Here is an 18702-nt window from a genome sequence, read left to right as displayed (position 1 = left end):
TATAGGTAATGAAATACCGCGACTTGCGGGACTTCGTCGTGCAACTTGAACGCTTGGGCGAGCTGCGTCGCGTGAGAGAACCGGTGTCCCCCCGGCTGGAAATGACGGCGCTGAGCGACCGCGTGCTGCAGGCCGGTGGTCCGGCGCTGTGGTTCGAGAAAGCCACTGGCCACGATATGCCGGTGCTGGCGAATCTCTTCGGCACGCCGCGCCGCGTGGCGCTGGGCATGGGGGCACAGGACACCTCCGAGCTGCGCGAGATCGGCCGGTTGCTGGCTAGTCTCAAGGAGCCCGAACCCCCGCGCGGGCTCAAGGACGCCGGGCGGCTACTGCACATGGCCAAGGCGCTGTGGGACATGAAGCCCGCACGCGTGTCTTCGCCCGCGTGCCAGGCGCAGGTGCTGCAGGGCGACGAGGTGGACCTGCACCGGCTGCCGATCCAGCTGTGCTGGCCCGGCGACGCCGGCCCGCTGCTGACCTGGGGTCTGGTGATCACGCGCGGACCGCAATCGGTAGCGCAGCCGCGCACGCGCCAGAACCTGGGGATCTACCGCCAGCAGCTCATCGGGCGGCGCGAGCTGATCATGCGCTGGCTGGCACACCGCGGCGGCGCGTTGGACTTCCGCGAGTTCGCCCGCGCCAACCCGGGGCAACCGTTCCCGATCGCGGTGGCGCTGGGCGCTGACCCGGCCACGCTGCTGGGCGCGGTCACGCCGGTGCCGGACACGCTGTCGGAGTACCAGTTCGCCGGCCTGCTGCGCGGCAGCCGGACGGAACTGGCGGACACCTCGGTGGGCGAGGGCGCCTTGAAGCTGCAGGCGCCGGCCAGCGCCGAGATCGTGCTGGAAGGCCACATCCCCACGGCCGAGCCGGGCTACGAGGGCGTGAGCGAGGACGGCGTGCCGCTCAAGGAGCGCGGTGGCTACCTGCATGCGCTCGAAGGCCCTTTCGGCGACCACACCGGCTATTACAACGAGCAGGACTGGTTCCCCGTGTTCCGCGTGGACCGGCTCACGCAGCGGCCCGACCCGGTCTACCACTCCACCTACACCGGCAAGCCGCCCGACGAGCCCGCGGTGCTCGGTGTGGCGCTGAACGAGGTGTTCGTGCCCATCTTGCAGAAGCAGTTCCCGGAGATCGTGGACTTCTACCTGCCGCCCGAAGGCTGCAGCTACCGCCTGGCGGTCATCTCGATCCGCAAGGCCTACCCGGGCCACGCCAAGCGGCTCATGTTCGGGCTGTGGAGCTTCCTGCGCCAGTTCATGTACACCAAGTTCATCGTGGTCACGGACGAGGACGTGAACATCCGCGACTGGCGCGACGTGATCTGGGCCATCACCACGCGCATGGACCCGGTGCGCGACGCGACGCTGGTATCGGACACGCCAATCGACTACCTGGACTTCGCCTCGCCCGTGAGTGGCCTGGGCGGCAAGATGGGGCTGGATGCGACCAACAAGTGGCCCGGCGAGACCCAGCGCGAGTGGGGCCGCACCATCACCATGGAGCCCGCGGTGCAGTCTCGAATGGACGCACTTTTTGAGCGTCTCATGTCTCGCGGCCCCGGCGCGTGATGTCCCTGCCGCAGCCGTCGCCAAACTTGTAGCGGCCCCGGCCCTGCGTTAACTTTGCCTCGCCTGCTGCGGCAGGTTCATGCAAGTGGCGCAGTCTTCTGCGCAACAGGAGCCCCGGACCGCCTACCTCCGGAGCCCCAACGGCGATGGCAATCGCCCGTCCCCTCCGCGCCCTGGCGCGGAGGGGTTCGCTTTTTTGGGGCCGCCTCAGGCGCCCATGAGCAGGCCGATGCGCTCGCGCAGCACCTGGCGCATCAGCGTGAAGCCCTCACTGCTGGGCAGCCAGCGCAGCAGCGGATGCTCGATGCGCGGCGCCAAGCCGACCGGCGCCGGCGTCACGCGCAAGGCCATGCCGGCCGCCGCGGCGGCCTGCTCGAAGGCGCGCTGCGCGCGCGGCATGTGCCAGTCCTGGGTCACCAACACGATGTCGGTGATGCCCTGCGTCCGCAACAGCGCGAGCGTGCGCGCGGCGTTCTCGCGCGTGTCGCGCGAGCCGTTCTCCACCCAACGCAGCGGATGGTGGAACTCGTCGCGCGCAATGCGGGCCGCCACCGTGGCCTCGGCCTCTCCGGGCAGGCCCGCGTGGCCCACGCCGCCGCTGAAACCCAGCCCCAGGCCGCTGCCGCGCGACAGCCAGATGCCGTAGCGCAGCCGCTCCAGCGACCACGGACTCAAGCTGGACGTGCCGTATTCCGGCGCCTGGTTCTCGCTGCCGCCGCCGAGCACGACGATGGCGGCCTGTGCCGGCCGCAGCGCCTTCAGCGCAGCCGGGCTCACGGCCGGCGGGGGCGCCAGCAGCCGGTGCCGGGCCCATTCCGCCGCCCCCGCGCACGCCCCCAGCCACAGCGCCAGCACCGCCACGCCCATCAGCAGCGTGCCCAGCCAGTGCCGGCGCAGCCTGAAGCCCAACAGCACCAGCAACAGCGCCGGCACGGGCGGCAGCAGCAGCGTGCCCAGCGCCGGCTTCCAGGCCTCCAGGCCCAGCCGCATCACAATCTCGTTCATTGGTTGTTCCCTCACCCCGGGTGGCGCGCATTGTGCGCAGGCCGCCCGCACTGATCAGCAAAACACGGATGTTCAAGGGCAAGCGTGCGGCGCGATGGCTCGCCGCGCTGGTAATCGCATTGGGAGTGCTGTGGCTGCTGGGCGCGCTGGCGCTGCCGCCACTGTTGAAGTGGCAACTGCAGCAGCGCGGCAGCGAGCTGCTGGGCCGCGAGCTGCGCGTGGACGGCATCCGGTTCACGCCCTGGAACCTGCGGCTTACCGTCGAGGGCATCACGCTGGCCGGCACCGCCGCGCCGCAGGCCGAGGGCGCCGCCGCGCCGGCACCGCAGGCGCAGATCGAGCGTTTGCTGCTCAACCTGGAGGCCAGCTCGCTGTGGTGGCGCGCCCCGGTGCTCAGCGCTATCGAGGTCACCGCGCCACGGCTGCGCATCACGCGCCGTGCAGACGGCGGCACCGACCTCGACGACATGTTGCAGCGGTTGAGCGCTCAACCCCAGGCCGAACCCAGTGGCGACACGCCACCGCCGCGCTTCGCGCTGCACAACCTGCGCCTGGAGCGCGGCGAGCTGCTCTACCAGGACGAGACGCGCGGCGTGCGCCACGAGCTGAGCGAGTTGCAGCTGGAGCTGCCCTTCATCTCCAGCCTGCCCGCGGACGTGGAGACGCAGGTGCAGCCGCGCCTGGCCTTCGTGCTCGACGGCAGCCGCTTCGACAGCGGCGCCAGCACCACGCCCTTCTCGCGCCACCGCGACAGCACGCTGGAGCTGCGCCTGGAGGCGCTAGATCTCGCGTCCCTGAGCCCCTACCTGCCCGGCGGCCTGAAGCTGGAGCGCGGGCAGTTCGGCACGCAACTGCAACTGCGCTTCCGCCTGGCCGACGACGGCACGCCGGAGCTGGACGTGCAGGGCCGGCTGCGGGCGCAGGATCTGGCGCTGGCCGACGGCCGCGGCGAGCCGCTGCTGGGCTGGAAGTCGCTGCAGGTCGAGATCCAGCCTTCGCAGCCGCTGCGTCGCCGCATCGCCCTCGGCCCCGTCAGCCTGGACGGGCTCGACCTGCACGCCGGGCGGGATGCGCAAGGGCAGCTGTTGCTGGCACTGGGCGGCTCCGAGGTCGCGGCGGCGAAACCCGCCAAGGAGAGCGCCAAGGCCGCCTCGGGTGCGGCGGATGGCACGGCGTCCGAGGCCGCATGGAAAGTGTCGGCGCAGGCGCTGGAGATCAAGGGCGCGGCGCTGCACTGGCGCGACGACGCGCTGAAGCTGCGCTGGCGCGTGGAGGCGCTCGACGCTCAGGCGCGCGAGCTGCAATGGCCGCTGCAGGCCGCCATGCCTTTCGAGGCCTCGGCGCGGCTGCGGCCGGAGGAGGGCGGCGCCGACGCCCCGGCCGGGGAGCTGAAGCTGTCGGGCCAAGCCGCGGCCGAGGGCGGCACGCTGAACTTCGATCTGAAGGCGCTGCCGCTGCGCCCGCTGGCGCCGCTGCTGGCGCAGGCGCTGCGTCCGCTGCCGGAGGGCCAGCTGGGCGTGCAGGGCCAGCTGGGCTGGACGCCCGCCGGGCTGCAGACGGTGGAGTTGGCGCAGGCGCGGCTGGACCGTCTGCGCCTGCTGGACCCGGCCGCGCCAGCCGCGCCACCGCTGGCGGCCTGGGACGCGCTGGCGCTGGAGGACGTGCGCGTCGCGCTGCCGGGCCAGGCGGTGGAGGTTGGCCGGCTGCGCCTGCAGGCGCCCGCGCTGCAGCTCGCGCGCGATGCCGATGGCCGGCTCAACGCCGTGTCCTGGTTCCCGTCGGCCGCGGATACGCCGGCCGCGTCCCCGCCGGCGCCGACGCGCAACGGCGCGGTGGCCAGCCCCGGCTGGCGCGTGCGGCTGGGCCAGTTGCAGATCGACGACGGCCGCGTGCGCTGGCGTGACGCGCAGCCGCAACCGCAGGCGCCGGTGGCGCTGGAGCTGAGCAAGCTGCGGCTGGCGCTGCAGGACCTGCAGTGGCCCCTGGCCGGCGGCGCGCGGCGTGCCAGCCTGGGACTGCAGCTCATCGACCCGGAGGACAAGACGCCCGGCCGCCTGCAGTGGAACGGCCGGCTGCAGCTGGAGCCGCTGGCGTTGGACGGGCGCTGGCGCATCGAGCGGCTGCCGGTGCACCTGCTGCAGGCCTACGCCGGTGGCACACTGCCGCTGCACCTGCTGCACGGAGAAGCCGGCTTCGACGGCGAGCTCAGCCTCGCGCTCGGCGCGGACGGGCCGCGCGTGCAGCTGCGCGGCGACGCGCTGCTGGGCGGCGTGCACGTGGTCGCCTCGCGCGGGCAGACCGAGGACGACGAGCTGCTGAGCTGGCAGTCGCTGGCGCTCAAGGGCTTGAATGCCTCGGTCCAGCCCGGCGCCAAGCCGCGCGTGGAGCTGCAGGCCACGACGCTGTCGGACTTCTTCGCCCGGCTGGTGGTGACGGAGCAGGGCCGATTCAACCTGCAGGACCTGCGTGGCCGCCCCGTGCTCGACACCGACGTCGCCGCAGCCCCGGGCGTGCTGGCCGCCCCGGCAACCGCGGCGGACGCGTCCGCCCCCGCTTCCGCCCCCGCGTCCGCCTCTGCGCCCGGCGGTGTGGTGGTCAGCGAGCCGCTGCCCGCGCGCACGCGCGAGCTGCCGATGGACCTGGTGCTGGGCAGCACCACGCTGCTCAACGGCCGCATCGACTTCAACGACCGCTTCGTCCGTCCCAACTACAGCGCCGAGCTCACCGAGCTCAACGGCACGCTGGGGCCGCTGCGTTCGGACAGCCCGGGCTTGGCGCCGCTGTCGCTGCGCGGCCGGGCCGCGGGCAGCGCGGTGCTGGACATCCAGGGCACGCTCAACCCGCTGAACAACCCGCCGGAGCTCAACATCGAAGCCCGCGCCACCGGGCTGGAGCTGCCGCCGCTGTCGCCCTACGCCGGCAAGTACGCCGGCTACGCCATCGAGCGCGGCAAGCTCAGCGTGGACGTCGGCTACCGCATCGACAACGAGGGCCGGCTGCAGGCGCGCAACCGCCTCACGCTCAACCAGCTCACCTTCGGCGAGCGCGTGGAGTCGCCCAGCGCCACCAAGCTGCCGGTGCTGCTGGCGGTGTCGCTGCTCAAGGACCGCCACGGCAACATCGACCTGGACCTGCCCGTCAGTGGCAGCCTCAACGATCCGCAGTTCAGCATCGGCGGCGTGATCCTGCGCCTCATCGGCAACCTGCTGATCAAGGCCGTGACCTCGCCCTTCGCGCTGCTGGCCGGTGCCAACGGCCCCGATCTCAGCCGCGTGGCTTTCGACCCCGGCAGCGCGCTGCCGGCCGAGGCCGGACGTGACGTGCTGCAGAAGGCGGCCCAGGCGCTGCAGGACAAGCCCGAGCTGCAGACCACCATCACCGGCGAAGCCGACCCGCAAGCCGAGGCCGAGCCCATCCGCCGCGCACAGCTGGAGGCGCGCATCCGCGCCGAGCAGCGCAGGCAGGCGCTGCGCGCCGGCGCGGCGGCGCAGGCCGAGCTGCCGCCACCCACCGCTGCCGAGCGCGAGGCGCTGCTGCGCCGCATCTATGCCGACACGCCGCTGCCCAACAAGCCGCGCAACTTCATCGGCCTGGCGCGCGAGCTGCCGGCGGCCGAGATGGAGCAGCGGCTGCTGGCGGCCATCGCCGTCACCGAGGACAGCGCGCGCCAGCTCGCGGTGCAGCGCGCGCTGGCGGTGCGCGACGCGCTCATCGCCCATGGCGTGCCGGGCGAGCGGCTGTTCGTGGCCGCGCCACGGCTGCACCAGACCAAGGCCGAGGGCGAGAAGGCGGCGCCCTGGGCGCCACAGGTGGAGCTGTCGCTGCGCTGAAACGGCACGCTTGCCCCATCCGGGCCGGCGCGCCCTAGGGACTTGCCCCATCTGCCTCCGTGTCAGGGCCGCGCCCACAGTGGCGCGAGCCGGCGCCGAGGCGGCGCCGGACAGGCCGTGCCGCCCCCGTTGCGGCGGCAACGGCTCAACGGTGAAGGAGACAAGCCTGTGAAGCACCTCGATCGACCGTTTGCCCTGGGCCTGCTGGCCGGCGCGCTGCTGCTGGCCGGCGTCGCAAGGGCGCAGCCCGCAGCACCTGCCGCGCCGGCCAACATCGACAAACTCAAGCAGTTCAAGGTTTCGGGCACCGACCTCAACATCCCGCCGGTGCCGCAGGAAGGGCGCAACGCCAACGCCATCCGCGAGAACCTCAAGCGCGTGAAGCTGCCGCCGGGCTTCAGGATCGATCTCTACGCCGTCGTGCCCGATGCGCGCCACATGGCCGTTGCGCCCACCACCAACATGCTGTTCGTGGGCACGCGCAAGACCACCGTCTGGGCGGTCACGGACCGCAACTCCGACGGCATGGCCGACGAGGTGAAGCCCTTCGCGCCCAGCCTGAACTTCAAGAACCCCAACGGCGTGTGCTGGACCCGGGACGGCTTCCTCATCGTCGCCGAGCACAACCGGGTGCTGAACTTCCCCGCGGCCGAATTCTTCTACGAGGGCCCCGACGTGGCGGTGGCGGAGGTGGTGCCGCAGGGTGGGCTGATCCCGGTGGAGGAGGAGTCCTTCAACCACGGCGCGCGCACCTGCCGCATCGGCCCGGACAAGAAGCTCTACGTCACGCTGGGTCAGCCCTTCAACGTGCCCCCACGCGAGAAGCTCGACCTCTACAACAAGTGGGGCATCGGCGGCATCGTGCGCATGGAGCTCGACGGCAGCAAGCGCGAGGTCTTCGCCACGGGCGTGCGCAACTCCGTGGGCATGGACTTCAACCCCAAGGACGGCACGCTCTGGTTCACCGACAACCAGACCGACGGCATGGGCGATGACATTCCCAACGGAGAGATCAACCGCGCCACCAAGGCGGGCCAGTTCTTCGGCTACCCGTGGATCCAGGGCAAGACGCGCATCACCGAGCACCAGTACGACAAGGACCCGCTGCCGTCCAACGTCACGCCCGCGCAGGTGCTGACCGAGGCGCACGCGGCCGACCTGGGGCTGGTCTTCTACACCGGCCGGCAGTTCCCGGCGAAGTACCAGGGCGGCCTCTTCTCGGTCCAGCACGGTTCCTGGAACCGCACCAAGCCCAACGGCGCGCAACTGCTCTTCACCTCGCTCAAGCCCGATGGCACGGCCGACAAGACCGAGGTCTTCGCCAGCGGCTGGCTGGATGGCGAGACCGGCACGCTGCGCGGGCGTCCGGTGGACGTGGCGGTGATGAAGGACGGCTCGCTGCTGGTGTCCGACGACTACGCCGGCGCGCTCTACCGCATCACCTACCAGCAGCCCTGAGCCGCGGCGCGGGCCGCCCGGCGCTTCGACCTGCGCGGCCGAAGGGCTGATCGGCCGCGCCGCAGAATCCGCGCGTCGCGGCCGCGCTGGGCGGCCGCATGCGAAAGGAGGCGCACATGGCGTCCGAGACGATCACCCTGGGCGGCGGCTGCTTCTGGTGCCTGGAGGCGGTGTACGAGCTGGTCGATGGGGTGCTGGCGGTGGAGTCCGGCTACAGCAACGGCCACGTGACGCGGCCGAGCTACGAGCAGGTGTGCCAAGGTGACACAGGCCACGCGGAGGTGGTGCGTGTCACTTTCGATCCGCAGCGCATCCCGCTGCGCGAGGTGCTGGAGATCTTCTTCACCATCCACGACCCCACCACGCGCAACCGCCAGGGCAACGACGTGGGGCCGCAGTACCGCTCCGGCATCTACACCCACGACGAGGCGCAGGCGGCCGTGGCGCGCGAGGTGCTGGCCGAGGTGAACGAGGCGCTGGGCGGGCGCGTGGTCACGGAGCTGATGCCCGAAGACAACTACTCCCGTGCCGAGGACTACCACCAGCACTACTTCGCCAACCACCCCGGGCAGGGCTACTGCGCCTTCGTGGTGGCGCCCAAGGTGGAGAAGTTCAGGAAGACTTTTAAATGGCGGGTGAAGGCTGCCTGAGCTGCATGCCCCGTTCGCCCTGAGCCCTTTGACAGGCTCAGCCCGAACGGTTTCGTGAACCTACGGCGCCAGACGCTCGCGCACCCACTGGCCGTCCTGGAGCCGGTAGCGCAGCCGGTCGTGCAGGCGCGACTTGCGGCCCTGCCAGAACTCCCAGCGGTCGGGCACCAGCCGGTAGCCGCCCCAGTGCGGCGGACGCGGCGGGTTCAGGCCGAAGCGCACGCCGGCCTTGGCGGCATTGGCCACCAGCACCGCGCGGCCGCTGATGACCTCGCTCTGCGGCGAGGCCCAGGCGCCCAGGCGCGAATCCAGCGGGCGCGAGTTGAAATAGGCGTCCGACTCCTCGGCGCTGGTCTTCTCCACGCGGCCCTCGATGCGCACCACGCGCTCCAGCTCGACCCAGTGGAACTGCAGCGCCGCGAAGGGGTTGTGCGCCAGCTCGCGGCCCTTGCGGCTGTCGTAGTTCGTGTACCAGACGATGCCGCGCGCATCGCAGCCCTTGATCAGCACCACGCGCGTGGAAGGCCGGCCGTCGGGCCCGACGGTGGCCACGGTCATGGCGTTGGGCTCGGGCAGTTGCGCCTCCAGTGCCTGCTTCAGCCACAGCTCGAACTGCCGCAGCGGATCGGCCAGGGAGGCTTCTTCATCGAGTTCGGCGCGCTCATAGCTCTTGCGCAGGTCGGCGAGTCGGGTGTCCATGGACCAAGGATAAACCCGGTATCTCGGGGGATCTCTTACTCGGTGCGCCCTAGGGACAGTTCCCACTTTGATTTTTGTTGCGCTGCAACGAGACTGCCGCCCTTGGGCACCCGGAGGTGTTCGTGGAGGTCAAAGATGGTGCTCGATATGGCGTTCTGCCCCACGGTGATCGTGTTGGCTGCCGGTCGTGGCAGCCGCTTCTACGGTCCGCTGCGCGCGCCGCGCCAGCTTGACGACCCCGACATGCTCGATGCCACGCTGCGTCAGGTGGTGGCCAGCGAGCTGCCGGTGCTGGTGGTGACCACGCCCAGGCTCGAAGCCAGCGCGCGCGCCCACGTGGCCGCGCGCGACGTGGTGGTCCTGCCCGAGGTGAAGCGGCCCGATGGCGGCACGGCAGTGCCAAGCTTGTGTGACTGCATTGCGGCTGGTGTTGGCACGCGGCCCGGCGCGTCGGGCTGGGTGGTGCTGCCGGCCGACATGCCGCTGGTGCAGCCCGGCACGCTGGTGGCGGTGGCGCAGGCGCTGCGCGTGCACGCGGTGGCCTACGCCCAGCACGCGGGCCGGCGCGGCCACCCGGTGGGCTTCGCCGCGGAGCTGTACTCGGAGCTGGTCCAACTGCCCGACGACAGCGGCGCGCGCCGCCTGGTGGCGCGCTACCCGTCTTGCGGCGTGGACGTGGACGATCCCGGCACGCAGCTGGACCTGGAATCGCTGCAGGACCTGGCCCAGCAAGCCGCGCCGCCGCCGGGTCCGCGCGCCTGGGCGCCGGCGCCGCCGGCCTTTTGATCCTCTCGGGGCGGGCTCGCCGGCTCGTCCCTGCAGCCCTTGCAGGGCTTGAAGGCCGCCTCATGCAGGCGGCCGTTTCTTGCCTCAGCCGCCTTCGATCAGCCGATGCCGGCGCGCCAGCGCCAGCAGCTTCTCGCTCTCGCGGTCTGGCATGCCGTGGCGGCGCAGCGCGGTGGCGGTGTGCAGCAGGTAGTCCAGCGTGCTGCCGAAGCGCCCGCGCGCGTGGCGCAACACCTCCAGCAACTCCTCCTCCGTCAGCCGCCCGGTGTAGCTGGGGCTGCGCCGGCTCAGCGTGAAGGCCAGCGCCCGCACCGAACCGCCCGGCGTGTGGCACTTGAGCCAGCGCGGGTCGTAGACGCCGGTGGGCATCTCGCGCGCCCACAGCCGCGTCAATTCCTCCTCCACCCGCGGCTGCGCCACGCGGTACACCACGCCGCGGCAGGAGCCGCCGGGCAGCAGCGCATAGACCAGCCCCGGCCGCTCGGGCGTGCCGCGGTTGACGCGCGAGCGCATGCGCAGCGCCCGGTGGTAGCCATGCACCTGCGCCGGGCGCTGCTCCTCGGCATCGAACTCCGGGCGCCAGATCAGCGAGCCGTAGCCGAACACCCACAGGTCGCCGCGATCCCATTGCCGCAGCGTCTGCCGCAGCAGCGCGAGCGGATCGCGCAATTGCAGGCTTTCTTGCAGCAGCGTCGGGTCCATGCCGGCGAGCGTAGCGGGTGCAGCGCTTGCCGGCCCCTGGGTCCGGACCCATTGACGCTGTAACTCAGTTACTTCAGAATGAGTAACTGAGTTACATGACGCTGCTACGCCCATGAAGACCGCCATCCTCGACATCACCGACCGCATTCGCGAACGCAGTGCGGCCAGCCGCGGCGCCTACCTGGCGCGCGTGCGGCGCCTGGCCGAGCGCAAGCGCGGCAGCGACCGCCTGGGCTGCGCCAACGTCGCGCATGCCTTCGCCGCGCTGCCGGGCAACGACAAGCTGCGCATCGTGGCCGAGCGCGCGCCGCACATCGGCGTGGTCACGGCCTACAACGACATGCTCTCGGCGCACCAGCCTTACGAGAGCTACCCCGCGCTGCTGCGTGACGAGGCCCGCCGCAACGGCGCCACGCTGCAGGTGGCCGGCGGGGTGCCGGCGATGTGCGACGGCGTCACGCAGGGCACGCCGGGCATGGAGCTGAGCCTGTTCTCGCGCGACACCATCGCCATGGGCACCGCCATCGCGCTGACGCACGACGTCTTCGACGCGGCGCTGCTGCTGGGCATCTGCGACAAGATCGTCCCGGGCCTGCTGATCGGCGCGTTGCACTTCGGCCACTTGCCCTGCGTCTTCGTGCCCGCCGGGCCCATGAGCAGCGGCCTGTCCAACACCGAGAAGTCGCACGTGCGCGAGCAGTACGCGCAGGGGCAGGTGGGGCGCGAGGCGCTGCTGCAGGCCGAGAGCGCCGCCTACCACGGCCCCGGCACCTGCACCTTCTACGGCACCGCCAACAGCAACCAGATGCTCATGGAGGCCATGGGCCTGCACGTGCCCGGCGCCGCCTTCATCCACCCGCATGACGGACTGCGCGAGGACCTCAGCCGCGAGGCGGTGCGCACCGCGCTGTCGCTGGTGCAGCGCCAGCAGCGCATCGGCGAGCAGGTGGACGAGTGCGTGATCGTCAACGCCATGGTGGCGCTGCTGGCCACGGGCGGCTCCACGAACCATCTCATCCACTGGGTGGCGGTGGCGCGCGCGGCGGGCATCCGCATCGACTGGAGCGACTTCGCCGAGCTCTCCGCCGTGGTGCCGCTGCTGGCGCGGGTCTATCCCAACGGCAGTGCCGACGTGAACCAGTTCCAGCAGGCCGGCGGCCCCGGCTTCGTGCTGCGCGAGCTGCTGGAGGCGGGCTGCCTGCACCCGGACGTGCTGACCGTGGCCGAGGGCGGCATCGGCGCCTACACGCAAGTGCCGGTGCGCGAGAGCGGCCGGCTGGCCTGGAGCGCGCTGCCGCCGTCGCCCATCGACCCGGCCGTGGTGCGCACCCATGGCGCGCCGTTCTCCGCCACCGGCGGGCTGAAGCTGCTCACGGGCAACCTGGGCCGCTCGGTGATCAAGGTCTCGGCGGTGCCGCAGGACCGCCACGTGGTCGAGGCCCCGGCGCGGGTGTTCGACTCGCAGGAGGCGCTGATGGACGCCTTCAAGGCCGGCGAGCTGGAGCGCGATTTCATCGCCGTGGTGCGCTTCCAGGGCCCGCGCGCCAACGGCATGCCCGAGCTGCACAAGCTGACGCCGCCGCTGGCGGTGCTGCAAGGCAAAGGCTTCAAGGTCGCGCTGGTCACCGATGGGCGCATGAGTGGCGCGTCCGGAAAAGTGCCCGCGGCCATCCACGTCACGCCCGAGGCGCTGGACGGCGGTCCGCTGGCGCGGGTGCGCGACGGCGACCTGATCCGCCTGGACGCCGAGGCCGGCACGCTGCAAGTGCTGATCGACGACACCACCTGGGCTGCGCGCCAGCCCGAAACCATCTCTCCGGAGCAGGCCGTGGACAACGCCCACGGCCTGGGCCGCGAGCTCTTCGGCGGCATGCGCCGCAACGTCAACAGCGCCGAGGAGGGCGCCTGCACATGGCTGTAACCAACCCCATCGAACTGGCCGGTTTCGGGCCGGTCATTCCCGTGATCGTTCTGCAGCGCCTGGAAGACGCCGTGCCGATGGCGCAGGCGCTGGTCGAAGGCGGCGTGCGCGTGCTGGAGGTGACGCTGCGCACCCCGGTGGCGCTGCAGTGCATGGAGGCCATCGCGCGCGAGGTGCCCGATGCCATCGTGGGCGCGGGCACCGTGCGCTCGGTGGCCGACGCCCGCGCCGCGCGCGACGCCGGCTGCCAGTTCGCCGTCACGCCGGGCTATGTCTCGGAGATCGGCCTGGAGTGCCGGGAGATCGGCCTGCCGCTGCTGCCCGGCGTCTCCACCGCCTCGGAAGTGATGGCCGCCAACATCGACGGTTTCAACTTCCTGAAGTTCTTTCCGGCGGCGGCGGCGGGCGGCATTCCGATGCTCAAGGCGCTGGCCGGTCCCTTCGCGGACGTGGCCTTCTGCCCCACCGGCGGCCTGACGCCGCAGAACGCGCCGGACTTCCTGGCGCTGCCCAACGTGAAGGTCTGCGGCGGCTCCTGGCTCACGCCGGCCGATGCGGTGGCGGCGGGGGACTGGGCGCGCATCACGCAGCTGGCGCGGGAGGCGCAGGCGTTGAGGGCGTGAGCCTTCAGGTGCCGCGCTGGATCAACTCGATCTTGTAGCCGTCCGGGTCGGTGATGAAGGCGATGACGGTGCTGCCGCCCTTGACCGGGCCGGGCTCGCGCGTGATGGCGCCGCCCAGCGCCGCGGCCTTCTCGCGCACCGCGGCGCAGGTGGCGGCCACGTCTTCCACGCCGATGGCGATGTGGCCGTAGGCCGTGCCCAGCTCGTACTGGTCCACGCCGTAGTTGTAGGTCAGCTCGATCTCGGCCTGGCCCGGGTTGCCGCCGGCATAGCCGACGAAGGCCAGGTCGTACTGCTGCTCGGGCCGCTTCGTCGTGCGCAGCAGCTCCATGCCCAGCACCTGCGTGTAGAAGTCGATGGAGCGCTGCAGGTTGCCCACGCGCAGCATGGTGTGGAGGAGTCGCATCGGAGAGTCCTGCTCTGGTGTTGCAAAGGAAGCCGGCGAGTGTGCCAGCCGGCTCCCGTCCCCGGCCCTCAGGCGGGCATCGGCGGCATCGTGTAGTTCAGCGCCATGCGCCCGCCGTCCACCACGACGATCTCGCCCGTGACGTAGCTGGCCGCGTCGCTCAGCAAATACGCCACCGTGTCCGCCACCTCGTCGGGCTCGCCCAGGCGGCCCATGGGCGTGCGGCTGAGGATGCGTGCCTTAGCCTCCTCGCTGGTGAGCACCGCCTGGCGCGCCAGCTCGGTGGCGATGGTGCCCGGCGCCACCGCGTTGACGCGGATGCGCTGCCGCACCAGTCCCAGCGCCATCGCCCGCGTGAGCTGGTCGATGCCGCCCTTGCTGGCGTTGTAGCTGGCGATCGTCGGGATGGCGGTGCGCCCGTTGACCGAGCTCATGTTGACGATCGCGCCGCCCGTGCCCTGGCGTACCAGCTCGCGCGCCACGGCCTGGCCGACCAGGAACGCGCCCTTGAGGTTGACACCGATGACGGCGTCCCAGTCGGCCTCCGTGATGTCCAGGAACTCCGCGGCGCGGAAGATGCCGGCGTTGTTCACCAGCCCGTCCACGCGCCCGAAGAAGGTCAGCGTCGCCGCCATGGCGGCCTGCACCTCGTCGGCGCTGGCGACGTCGCAGCGCTGGTAGAGCGCGCGCCCGTCCTCGCTGCCCAGTTCGGCCGCCAGCGCGGCGCCGGCGGCGTCGTTGAGATCCCACAGCGCCACGCGCGCCCCGTCCGCCGCCAGCCGCCGCGCGCAGGCCGCGCCAATGCCCTGCGCCGCGCCCGTGACCACGAACACCCGTTCATCCAGGCCGAAGCCGATGTCTGCCATGTCCATTGCCTCCCGTGATGGATCGGAAAGGCCAGTCTAGGCGCTGGCAGGAAGGGGTTTGGAGAGGCTGGTGAAAAGGGCTGGGGACGCCCCCAGTTGCAATGGCCCCAGCTGGCATACGAGCCTGATTTGGCCTTCAATGGTTTCAGGCCTCTTGCGACCATTTCCAAAACGCCAGGAAAGTTTAAAACAAATACTTCGGTACTGCGAATGCGGATAACTTATATTTCAGAGATCCGTAATTCATGGGATTCCGAGCGAGGGTGTATTCCGGGTCGGCGGGATTCTGTTTCCAAGGACTTACACGTTCCTGCGTTGTAGGCGAGTGCTCGGATTCGGCAGCTCTGTCAAGCGCCAACTGCTGGCGACAATGATTATTTGATAGGTAATTGGTCAGGCAGATTGAATCGTAGGCACTGCTGGTAGAAGTGCCCAAGTCCGTTTGTGTCGTCGTCCAGCGGAAAGCTGTCCAGGATGCTTTCCCATGACAACACTGCGAGCCGGATGCGGGCAATAAGGGGCAGGAAGACTTCTAGGAATGCGTCCTGACTGCCTTCGTAGGCGGCAACACGACGGCGCACCTTGTTTTCAATACTCTCCCTGGTTACCGAGCTGTCGAACAGCTTCATGTCGATACGAGAGGCCGGTGCGATTACGAAGCGAGAAGTGCGCAGGAAGCGGGAGGGCAGGAGTGCCTCTGAATACCAGCCAGCCCCGGGTGCGAATGACAGCGGAGAAGTATGTTTGTCCTGTCGGCTCACATAGTCGAGTACGAGTCTCAGCATCCAACCCTCGTTATAGAACTCGGTCGGGGGCATCACGGCGTGCCCTGTGCCGCAAGTGGCGAGAATGCGTACAAGGGAATCCAGCATGGAATAATCCAGCTCCAGAATTGAGGATGGCTAACAGTAACGTCACCAAAAGCTGTTGCCCACCCAAGTCAGAATGCAGTCCGGTGGTTTTGGACACCGGCTTGCGCCGGTGTGACGAGAAAGCTTCAATTGGTCAGGGAAATGGGGCTGAAAGGCCGAAAATACATGAAAGCAAATGCAGGGCGTCGCCTATCAACCTGCTCCCTTGGCCTCTTTCTCCAACCAAACCTCAATCCCCTGCGCATTCAACTCCAGGTCCATTTCCAGCAATTGATGGATTTGCGCGTCCGAAAGCGCACACCCATGCGCCCGCAAGCTGCCGAGGTAGAGGTCGAACAGGCGCGCCTTCAGCCCCTCATGCCGCCCGGCCCCCGCCGGCACCTGGTGCGCCAGCGCCACCATCCCATCCAGCAGTTCCAGGAAGAGCGATTGCAGCCGCGGCACGTCGCTCACGGCGGCGAAGTGGGTGAGGTAGAGCTTTTCGGGCTTCAGCGCCGCGATGCGGTTCACCGATTCGCACAGCGGCCCCGGCTCGAACTGCACCGGCGTGGAGGTCGGAAAGATCCAGGCCTTCCCGTCCACGTCGAACTCCCGGTAGCTCAGCCCGAAGGTGTCGCCGGTGAACACGCCGCGGCTGGCCTCGTCCCACAGGCAGTGGTGGTGGCGGGCGTGGCCCGGCGTGTCCAGCACCCGCAGCGTGCGGCCGGCCAGGTTCAGCGCCATGCCTTCCTCGGTGGTCTTCACGCGCGCGGCGTCCACGGGCACCAGGCGGCCGTAGGAGCGGTCCATCTCCTCCTGCCCATACACGGCCAGCGCGCCCTGGTACAGCACGCGCGGGTCGATCAGGTGGCGCGCGCCGCGCGGGTGCGCCCATAGCGTGGCCGCGGGCAGCTCCTGCATCAGTTGCCCCACGCCGCCGGCATGGTCCAGGTGCACGTGTGTCGGGATCACCATCTCCACCGCCTCGCGCTGCAAACCCAGCGCCTCCAGCGCGCCCAGCAGCCGCGGCACCGCGAAGTTGGTGCCGGTGTCGATGAAGGCGGCGCGGCCATCCTGCACCAGCAGCCAGGCGGCATCGAAACCCTCGCGCTGGAAGCCGGTGTCGATGGCGTACACGCCGTCGCCGATGGGCTGGATGAAGGAGGGAAGAGACATAGGGGTCAATCTCGTCGGGGTGTTCGGGTTGAAAGCGCGGCGGCTCAGGGCAGGAACTGCTCATTGCCCACCAGCGCGATGCGTGTGGCGCGCTGGCGCTGCGCCGCGGCCAGCACGCCGGCCACCGCCGCGTAGGGCACGGCGCGGTCGGCGCGCAGGTGCAGCTCGGGCTGCGGCGTCTGCGCCGCAGCGGCGCCCAGCCGGGCCTCCAGCGCCGCGTGGTCCAGCGTCTCGCCGTTCCAGCTCACGCTGCCGGCGGCGTCCACGTCGATGCGCACGATGGTCGGCGGCGTGGGCGGCGCCGAGGGCGCGGCCACCGGCAGCTCCATCTTCACCGCGTGGGTCTGGATCGGGATCGTGACGATGAACATGATCAGCAAGACCAGCATCACGTCGATCAGCGGCGTGGTGTTGATCTCGGCCATCAGGCCGTCGTTGTCACCGTCGTCGCGAAACTGCATCGCCATCGGCGTCTCCTCCTGGGGCCGGGTTCAGCGCCCGCCCGTGGGCGTCGGCTCGGTGATGAAACCGACCTTGCGAATGCCCACCTTCTGGCACACCGCCACCAGCCGGCCCACGGCCTCGTAGCGCGCGGCCATGTCGCCGCGGATGTGCACCTCGGGCTGCGGGTCCCTGGCCGCCACGGCGCGCAGCCGCGCCTGCAGTTCGGCGACGCTCAGCGGCTCCAGGCCCCAGTACAGGGCACCGTCGCGGTCCACCGCCAGCACGACGTTCTCGGGCTTGGTCTGCGTGGGCTGGTTGCGCTCCTTGGGCAGCTCCAGCTTGATGCTGGCCGTCACCACCGGCACCGTGATCAGAAAGATGATCAAGAGCACCAGCATCACGTCCACCAGCGGCGTGGTGTTGATGCTGGCGATCACCGCGTCCTCGTCGCCGCCGTCCTGCGGCGCCACGCCCATGGCCATGGCCGCGCTCCGCAGCGGTCAGCGCTTGCCGGCCAGCAGCACGCTGTGCAGGTCGCTGCCGAAGCCGCGCACCCGCTCCATGGCCGCCTTGTTGCGCCGGATCAGCCAGTTGTAGCCCATGACCGCCGGCACCGCGACCGCGAGGCCGATGGCGGTCATGATCAGCGCCTCGCCCACCGGGCCGGCCACCTTGTCGATGCTGGCCTGGCCGCTGATGCCGATCGCGGTGAGCGCGTGGTAGATGCCCCAGACGGTGCCGAACAGGCCCACGAAGGGCGCGGTGGAACCCACCGTGGCCAGGAAGGCCAGCCCGTCCTGCAACCGGCTGGCGACGTTGTCGATGGCGCGCTGGATCGACATCGAGATCCAGGTGTGGCGGTCGATCTGCTCGGTGAGCTTGCCCTCGTGGTGCTCGCTGGCCTTGAGCCCCGCCTCGGCGATGAAGCGGAAGGCGCTGCCTTCCTGCAGCGTCTGCGTGCCGGCCTGCACGCTGTCGGCGTTCCAGAAGCTGCGCCCCGCGGCTTCGGCGCTCTTCATCAGCCGGTGCTGCTCGGCGAGCTTGGTGAAGATGACGTACCAGCTGCCCATGGACATCAAGAGCATCAGCAGCAGCGTGCCGCGCGCCACCAAGTCGCCCTGGCGCCACATGGCTTCGAAGCCATAGGGGTTCTCCACGCTCTCCTGCTGCACGGCGCCCGGTGCGGGCGCGGCGGTGGCCGCCGGGGCCGACGCCGTTTGCGCACCGGCGTGCAGGCAGACGGCCAGCAGTCCCGCGCTCAGCAGCCGGGGCCAGAAGGATCGGTTCTTGGAAGGCATGTTCGGGAACGGATGCGAAGGGGAGAGGTAGGAATCGGGTCGGCGGCGCGTCGGGTGAAAGCTCAGTCCACCAGCTTCCACACGTACTCCACGCGCGACCAGGAGCGCTCGGGCTGGCCGTTGACGGTGCCGGGCTTGAAGCGGCACTGCGACAGCGCCTCCACCGCCAGCCGGTCGAGCATCTTGTGCTCGCGCGTGGGGCCGGCGGAGCGGTCGATGCGGCTCTCCAGCACGTGGCCGTCGGTGTCGATGAGGAAGCTGATCAGGGTCGAGCCCTGCGCCTCGGCGCGGCGCGCCGCGGCGTTGTATTCGGGCTTGGCACAGCCGGAGAAGTTGATCACCGGGGCCGTGCGCTGCACCGGCGCCGGCGGCGCGGGCGGGGCCTCGACCGGCGGGGCCGGGGGGGCGGGCGG

General features: G+C 70.4%; 18 protein-coding genes. 7 read left to right on the top strand and 11 right to left on the bottom strand.

Annotation, left to right across the window (positions count from 1 at the left end):
- Positions 1 to 8: 8 nt before the first annotated feature.
- On the top strand, positions 9 to 1574 hold the full coding sequence (locus Q0741_RS12065; protein WP_298233451.1) for a UbiD family decarboxylase domain-containing protein: 1566 nt from the start codon (positions 9 to 11) through the stop codon (positions 1572 to 1574).
- A 207-nt stretch (positions 1575 to 1781) separates the two neighbouring features.
- On the opposite strand, the gene Q0741_RS12060 is transcribed toward Q0741_RS12065, so the two are convergent.
- Positions 1782 to 2579, bottom strand: a complete 798-nt coding sequence (locus Q0741_RS12060; RefSeq protein WP_298233450.1) for a YdcF family protein — start codon at positions 2577 to 2579, stop codon at positions 1782 to 1784.
- A 68-nt stretch (positions 2580 to 2647) separates the two neighbouring features.
- Here Q0741_RS12060 and Q0741_RS12055 point away from each other — a divergent pair, with 68 nt between their 5' ends.
- The 3 genes from Q0741_RS12055 to msrA all read left to right on the top strand — a co-directional run bounded on the left by Q0741_RS12055 (position 2648) and on the right by msrA (position 8517).
- Entirely contained in the window at positions 2648 to 6409 is a 3762-nt protein-coding gene (locus Q0741_RS12055) for a DUF748 domain-containing protein (RefSeq protein ID WP_298233449.1), read from the top strand.
- Between the two features lie 216 nt (positions 6410 to 6625).
- Positions 6626 to 7867, top strand: a complete 1242-nt coding sequence (locus tag Q0741_RS12050) for a PQQ-dependent sugar dehydrogenase (protein ID WP_298233468.1) — start codon at positions 6626 to 6628, stop codon at positions 7865 to 7867.
- Positions 7868 to 7983: 116 nt separating this feature from the next.
- The gene (gene msrA, locus Q0741_RS12045) at positions 7984 to 8517 is read left to right on the top strand and encodes a peptide-methionine (S)-S-oxide reductase MsrA (protein WP_298233448.1); all 534 of its coding nucleotides are present in this window, start codon (positions 7984 to 7986) and stop codon (positions 8515 to 8517) included.
- 60 nt (positions 8518 to 8577) lie between these two features.
- Here msrA and pdxH read toward each other — a convergent pair whose 3' ends face one another.
- On the bottom strand, positions 8578 to 9216 hold the full coding sequence (gene pdxH / locus Q0741_RS12040) for a pyridoxamine 5'-phosphate oxidase (RefSeq protein WP_298233447.1): 639 nt from the start codon (positions 9214 to 9216) through the stop codon (positions 8578 to 8580).
- Between the two features lie 135 nt (positions 9217 to 9351).
- On the opposite strand from pdxH, the gene Q0741_RS12035 reads away from it, so the two are divergent.
- Positions 9352 to 10002: an NTP transferase domain-containing protein gene (locus tag Q0741_RS12035; RefSeq protein WP_298233446.1), complete on the top strand. Its 651-nt coding sequence runs from the start codon at positions 9352 to 9354 to the stop codon at positions 10000 to 10002.
- Between the two features lie 84 nt (positions 10003 to 10086).
- Here the strand turns inward: Q0741_RS12035 and Q0741_RS12030 are convergent, their stop codons facing one another.
- A complete protein-coding gene (locus tag Q0741_RS12030; protein WP_298233445.1) occupies positions 10087 to 10704 on the bottom strand; it encodes a gamma-glutamylcyclotransferase in 618 nt (205 codons plus the stop codon).
- Positions 10705 to 10816: 112 nt separating this feature from the next.
- Between Q0741_RS12030 and edd the strand changes: the two genes are divergently transcribed.
- Positions 10817 to 12625 (top strand): phosphogluconate dehydratase, encoded by a 1809-nt coding sequence (edd, locus tag Q0741_RS12025; protein WP_298233444.1) that lies wholly within the window; start codon positions 10817 to 10819, stop codon positions 12623 to 12625.
- Entirely contained in the window at positions 12616 to 13248 is a 633-nt protein-coding gene (gene eda / locus Q0741_RS12020; RefSeq protein ID WP_298233443.1) for a bifunctional 4-hydroxy-2-oxoglutarate aldolase/2-dehydro-3-deoxy-phosphogluconate aldolase, read from the top strand. Before edd ends, eda begins: the two co-directional genes overlap by 10 nt.
- A 4-nt stretch (positions 13249 to 13252) precedes the next feature.
- On the opposite strand, the gene gloA is transcribed toward eda, so the two are convergent.
- The 8 genes from gloA to Q0741_RS11980 form a co-directional block, all read right to left on the bottom strand.
- Positions 13253 to 13654 (bottom strand): lactoylglutathione lyase, encoded by a 402-nt coding sequence (gene gloA / locus Q0741_RS12015; protein WP_298233442.1) that lies wholly within the window; start codon positions 13652 to 13654, stop codon positions 13253 to 13255.
- A 68-nt stretch (positions 13655 to 13722) separates the two neighbouring features.
- Entirely contained in the window at positions 13723 to 14520 is a 798-nt protein-coding gene (locus Q0741_RS12010; RefSeq protein ID WP_298233441.1) for an SDR family NAD(P)-dependent oxidoreductase, read from the bottom strand.
- 374 nt (positions 14521 to 14894) lie between these two features.
- Complete coding sequence (locus Q0741_RS12005) at positions 14895 to 15392, bottom strand: hypothetical protein (protein ID WP_298233440.1); 498 nt, start codon at positions 15390 to 15392, stop codon at positions 14895 to 14897.
- A gap of 192 nt (positions 15393 to 15584) precedes the next feature.
- Entirely contained in the window at positions 15585 to 16547 is a 963-nt protein-coding gene (locus tag Q0741_RS12000) for an MBL fold metallo-hydrolase (protein WP_298233439.1), read from the bottom strand.
- Positions 16548 to 16591: 44 nt separating this feature from the next.
- On the bottom strand, positions 16592 to 17014 hold the full coding sequence (locus Q0741_RS11995; RefSeq protein WP_298233438.1) for a biopolymer transporter ExbD: 423 nt from the start codon (positions 17012 to 17014) through the stop codon (positions 16592 to 16594).
- A 24-nt stretch (positions 17015 to 17038) separates the two neighbouring features.
- Positions 17039 to 17473 (bottom strand): biopolymer transporter ExbD, encoded by a 435-nt coding sequence (locus Q0741_RS11990; protein WP_298233437.1) that lies wholly within the window; start codon positions 17471 to 17473, stop codon positions 17039 to 17041.
- A gap of 18 nt (positions 17474 to 17491) precedes the next feature.
- Positions 17492 to 18289, bottom strand: a complete 798-nt coding sequence (locus Q0741_RS11985; RefSeq protein WP_298233436.1) for a MotA/TolQ/ExbB proton channel family protein — start codon at positions 18287 to 18289, stop codon at positions 17492 to 17494.
- A 62-nt stretch (positions 18290 to 18351) separates the two neighbouring features.
- On the bottom strand, positions 18352 to 18702 hold a 351-nt coding region (locus Q0741_RS11980; protein ID WP_298233435.1), incomplete at its 5' end, for an energy transducer TonB.

It is taken from the genome of uncultured Azohydromonas sp. (genome assembly GCF_937926365.1).
Lineage (GTDB): Bacteria > Pseudomonadota > Gammaproteobacteria > Burkholderiales > Burkholderiaceae_C > Azohydromonas.
The sequence above is the reverse complement of the archived record's forward strand: the minus strand, read 5'-3'. Positions and strand labels throughout refer to the sequence as shown.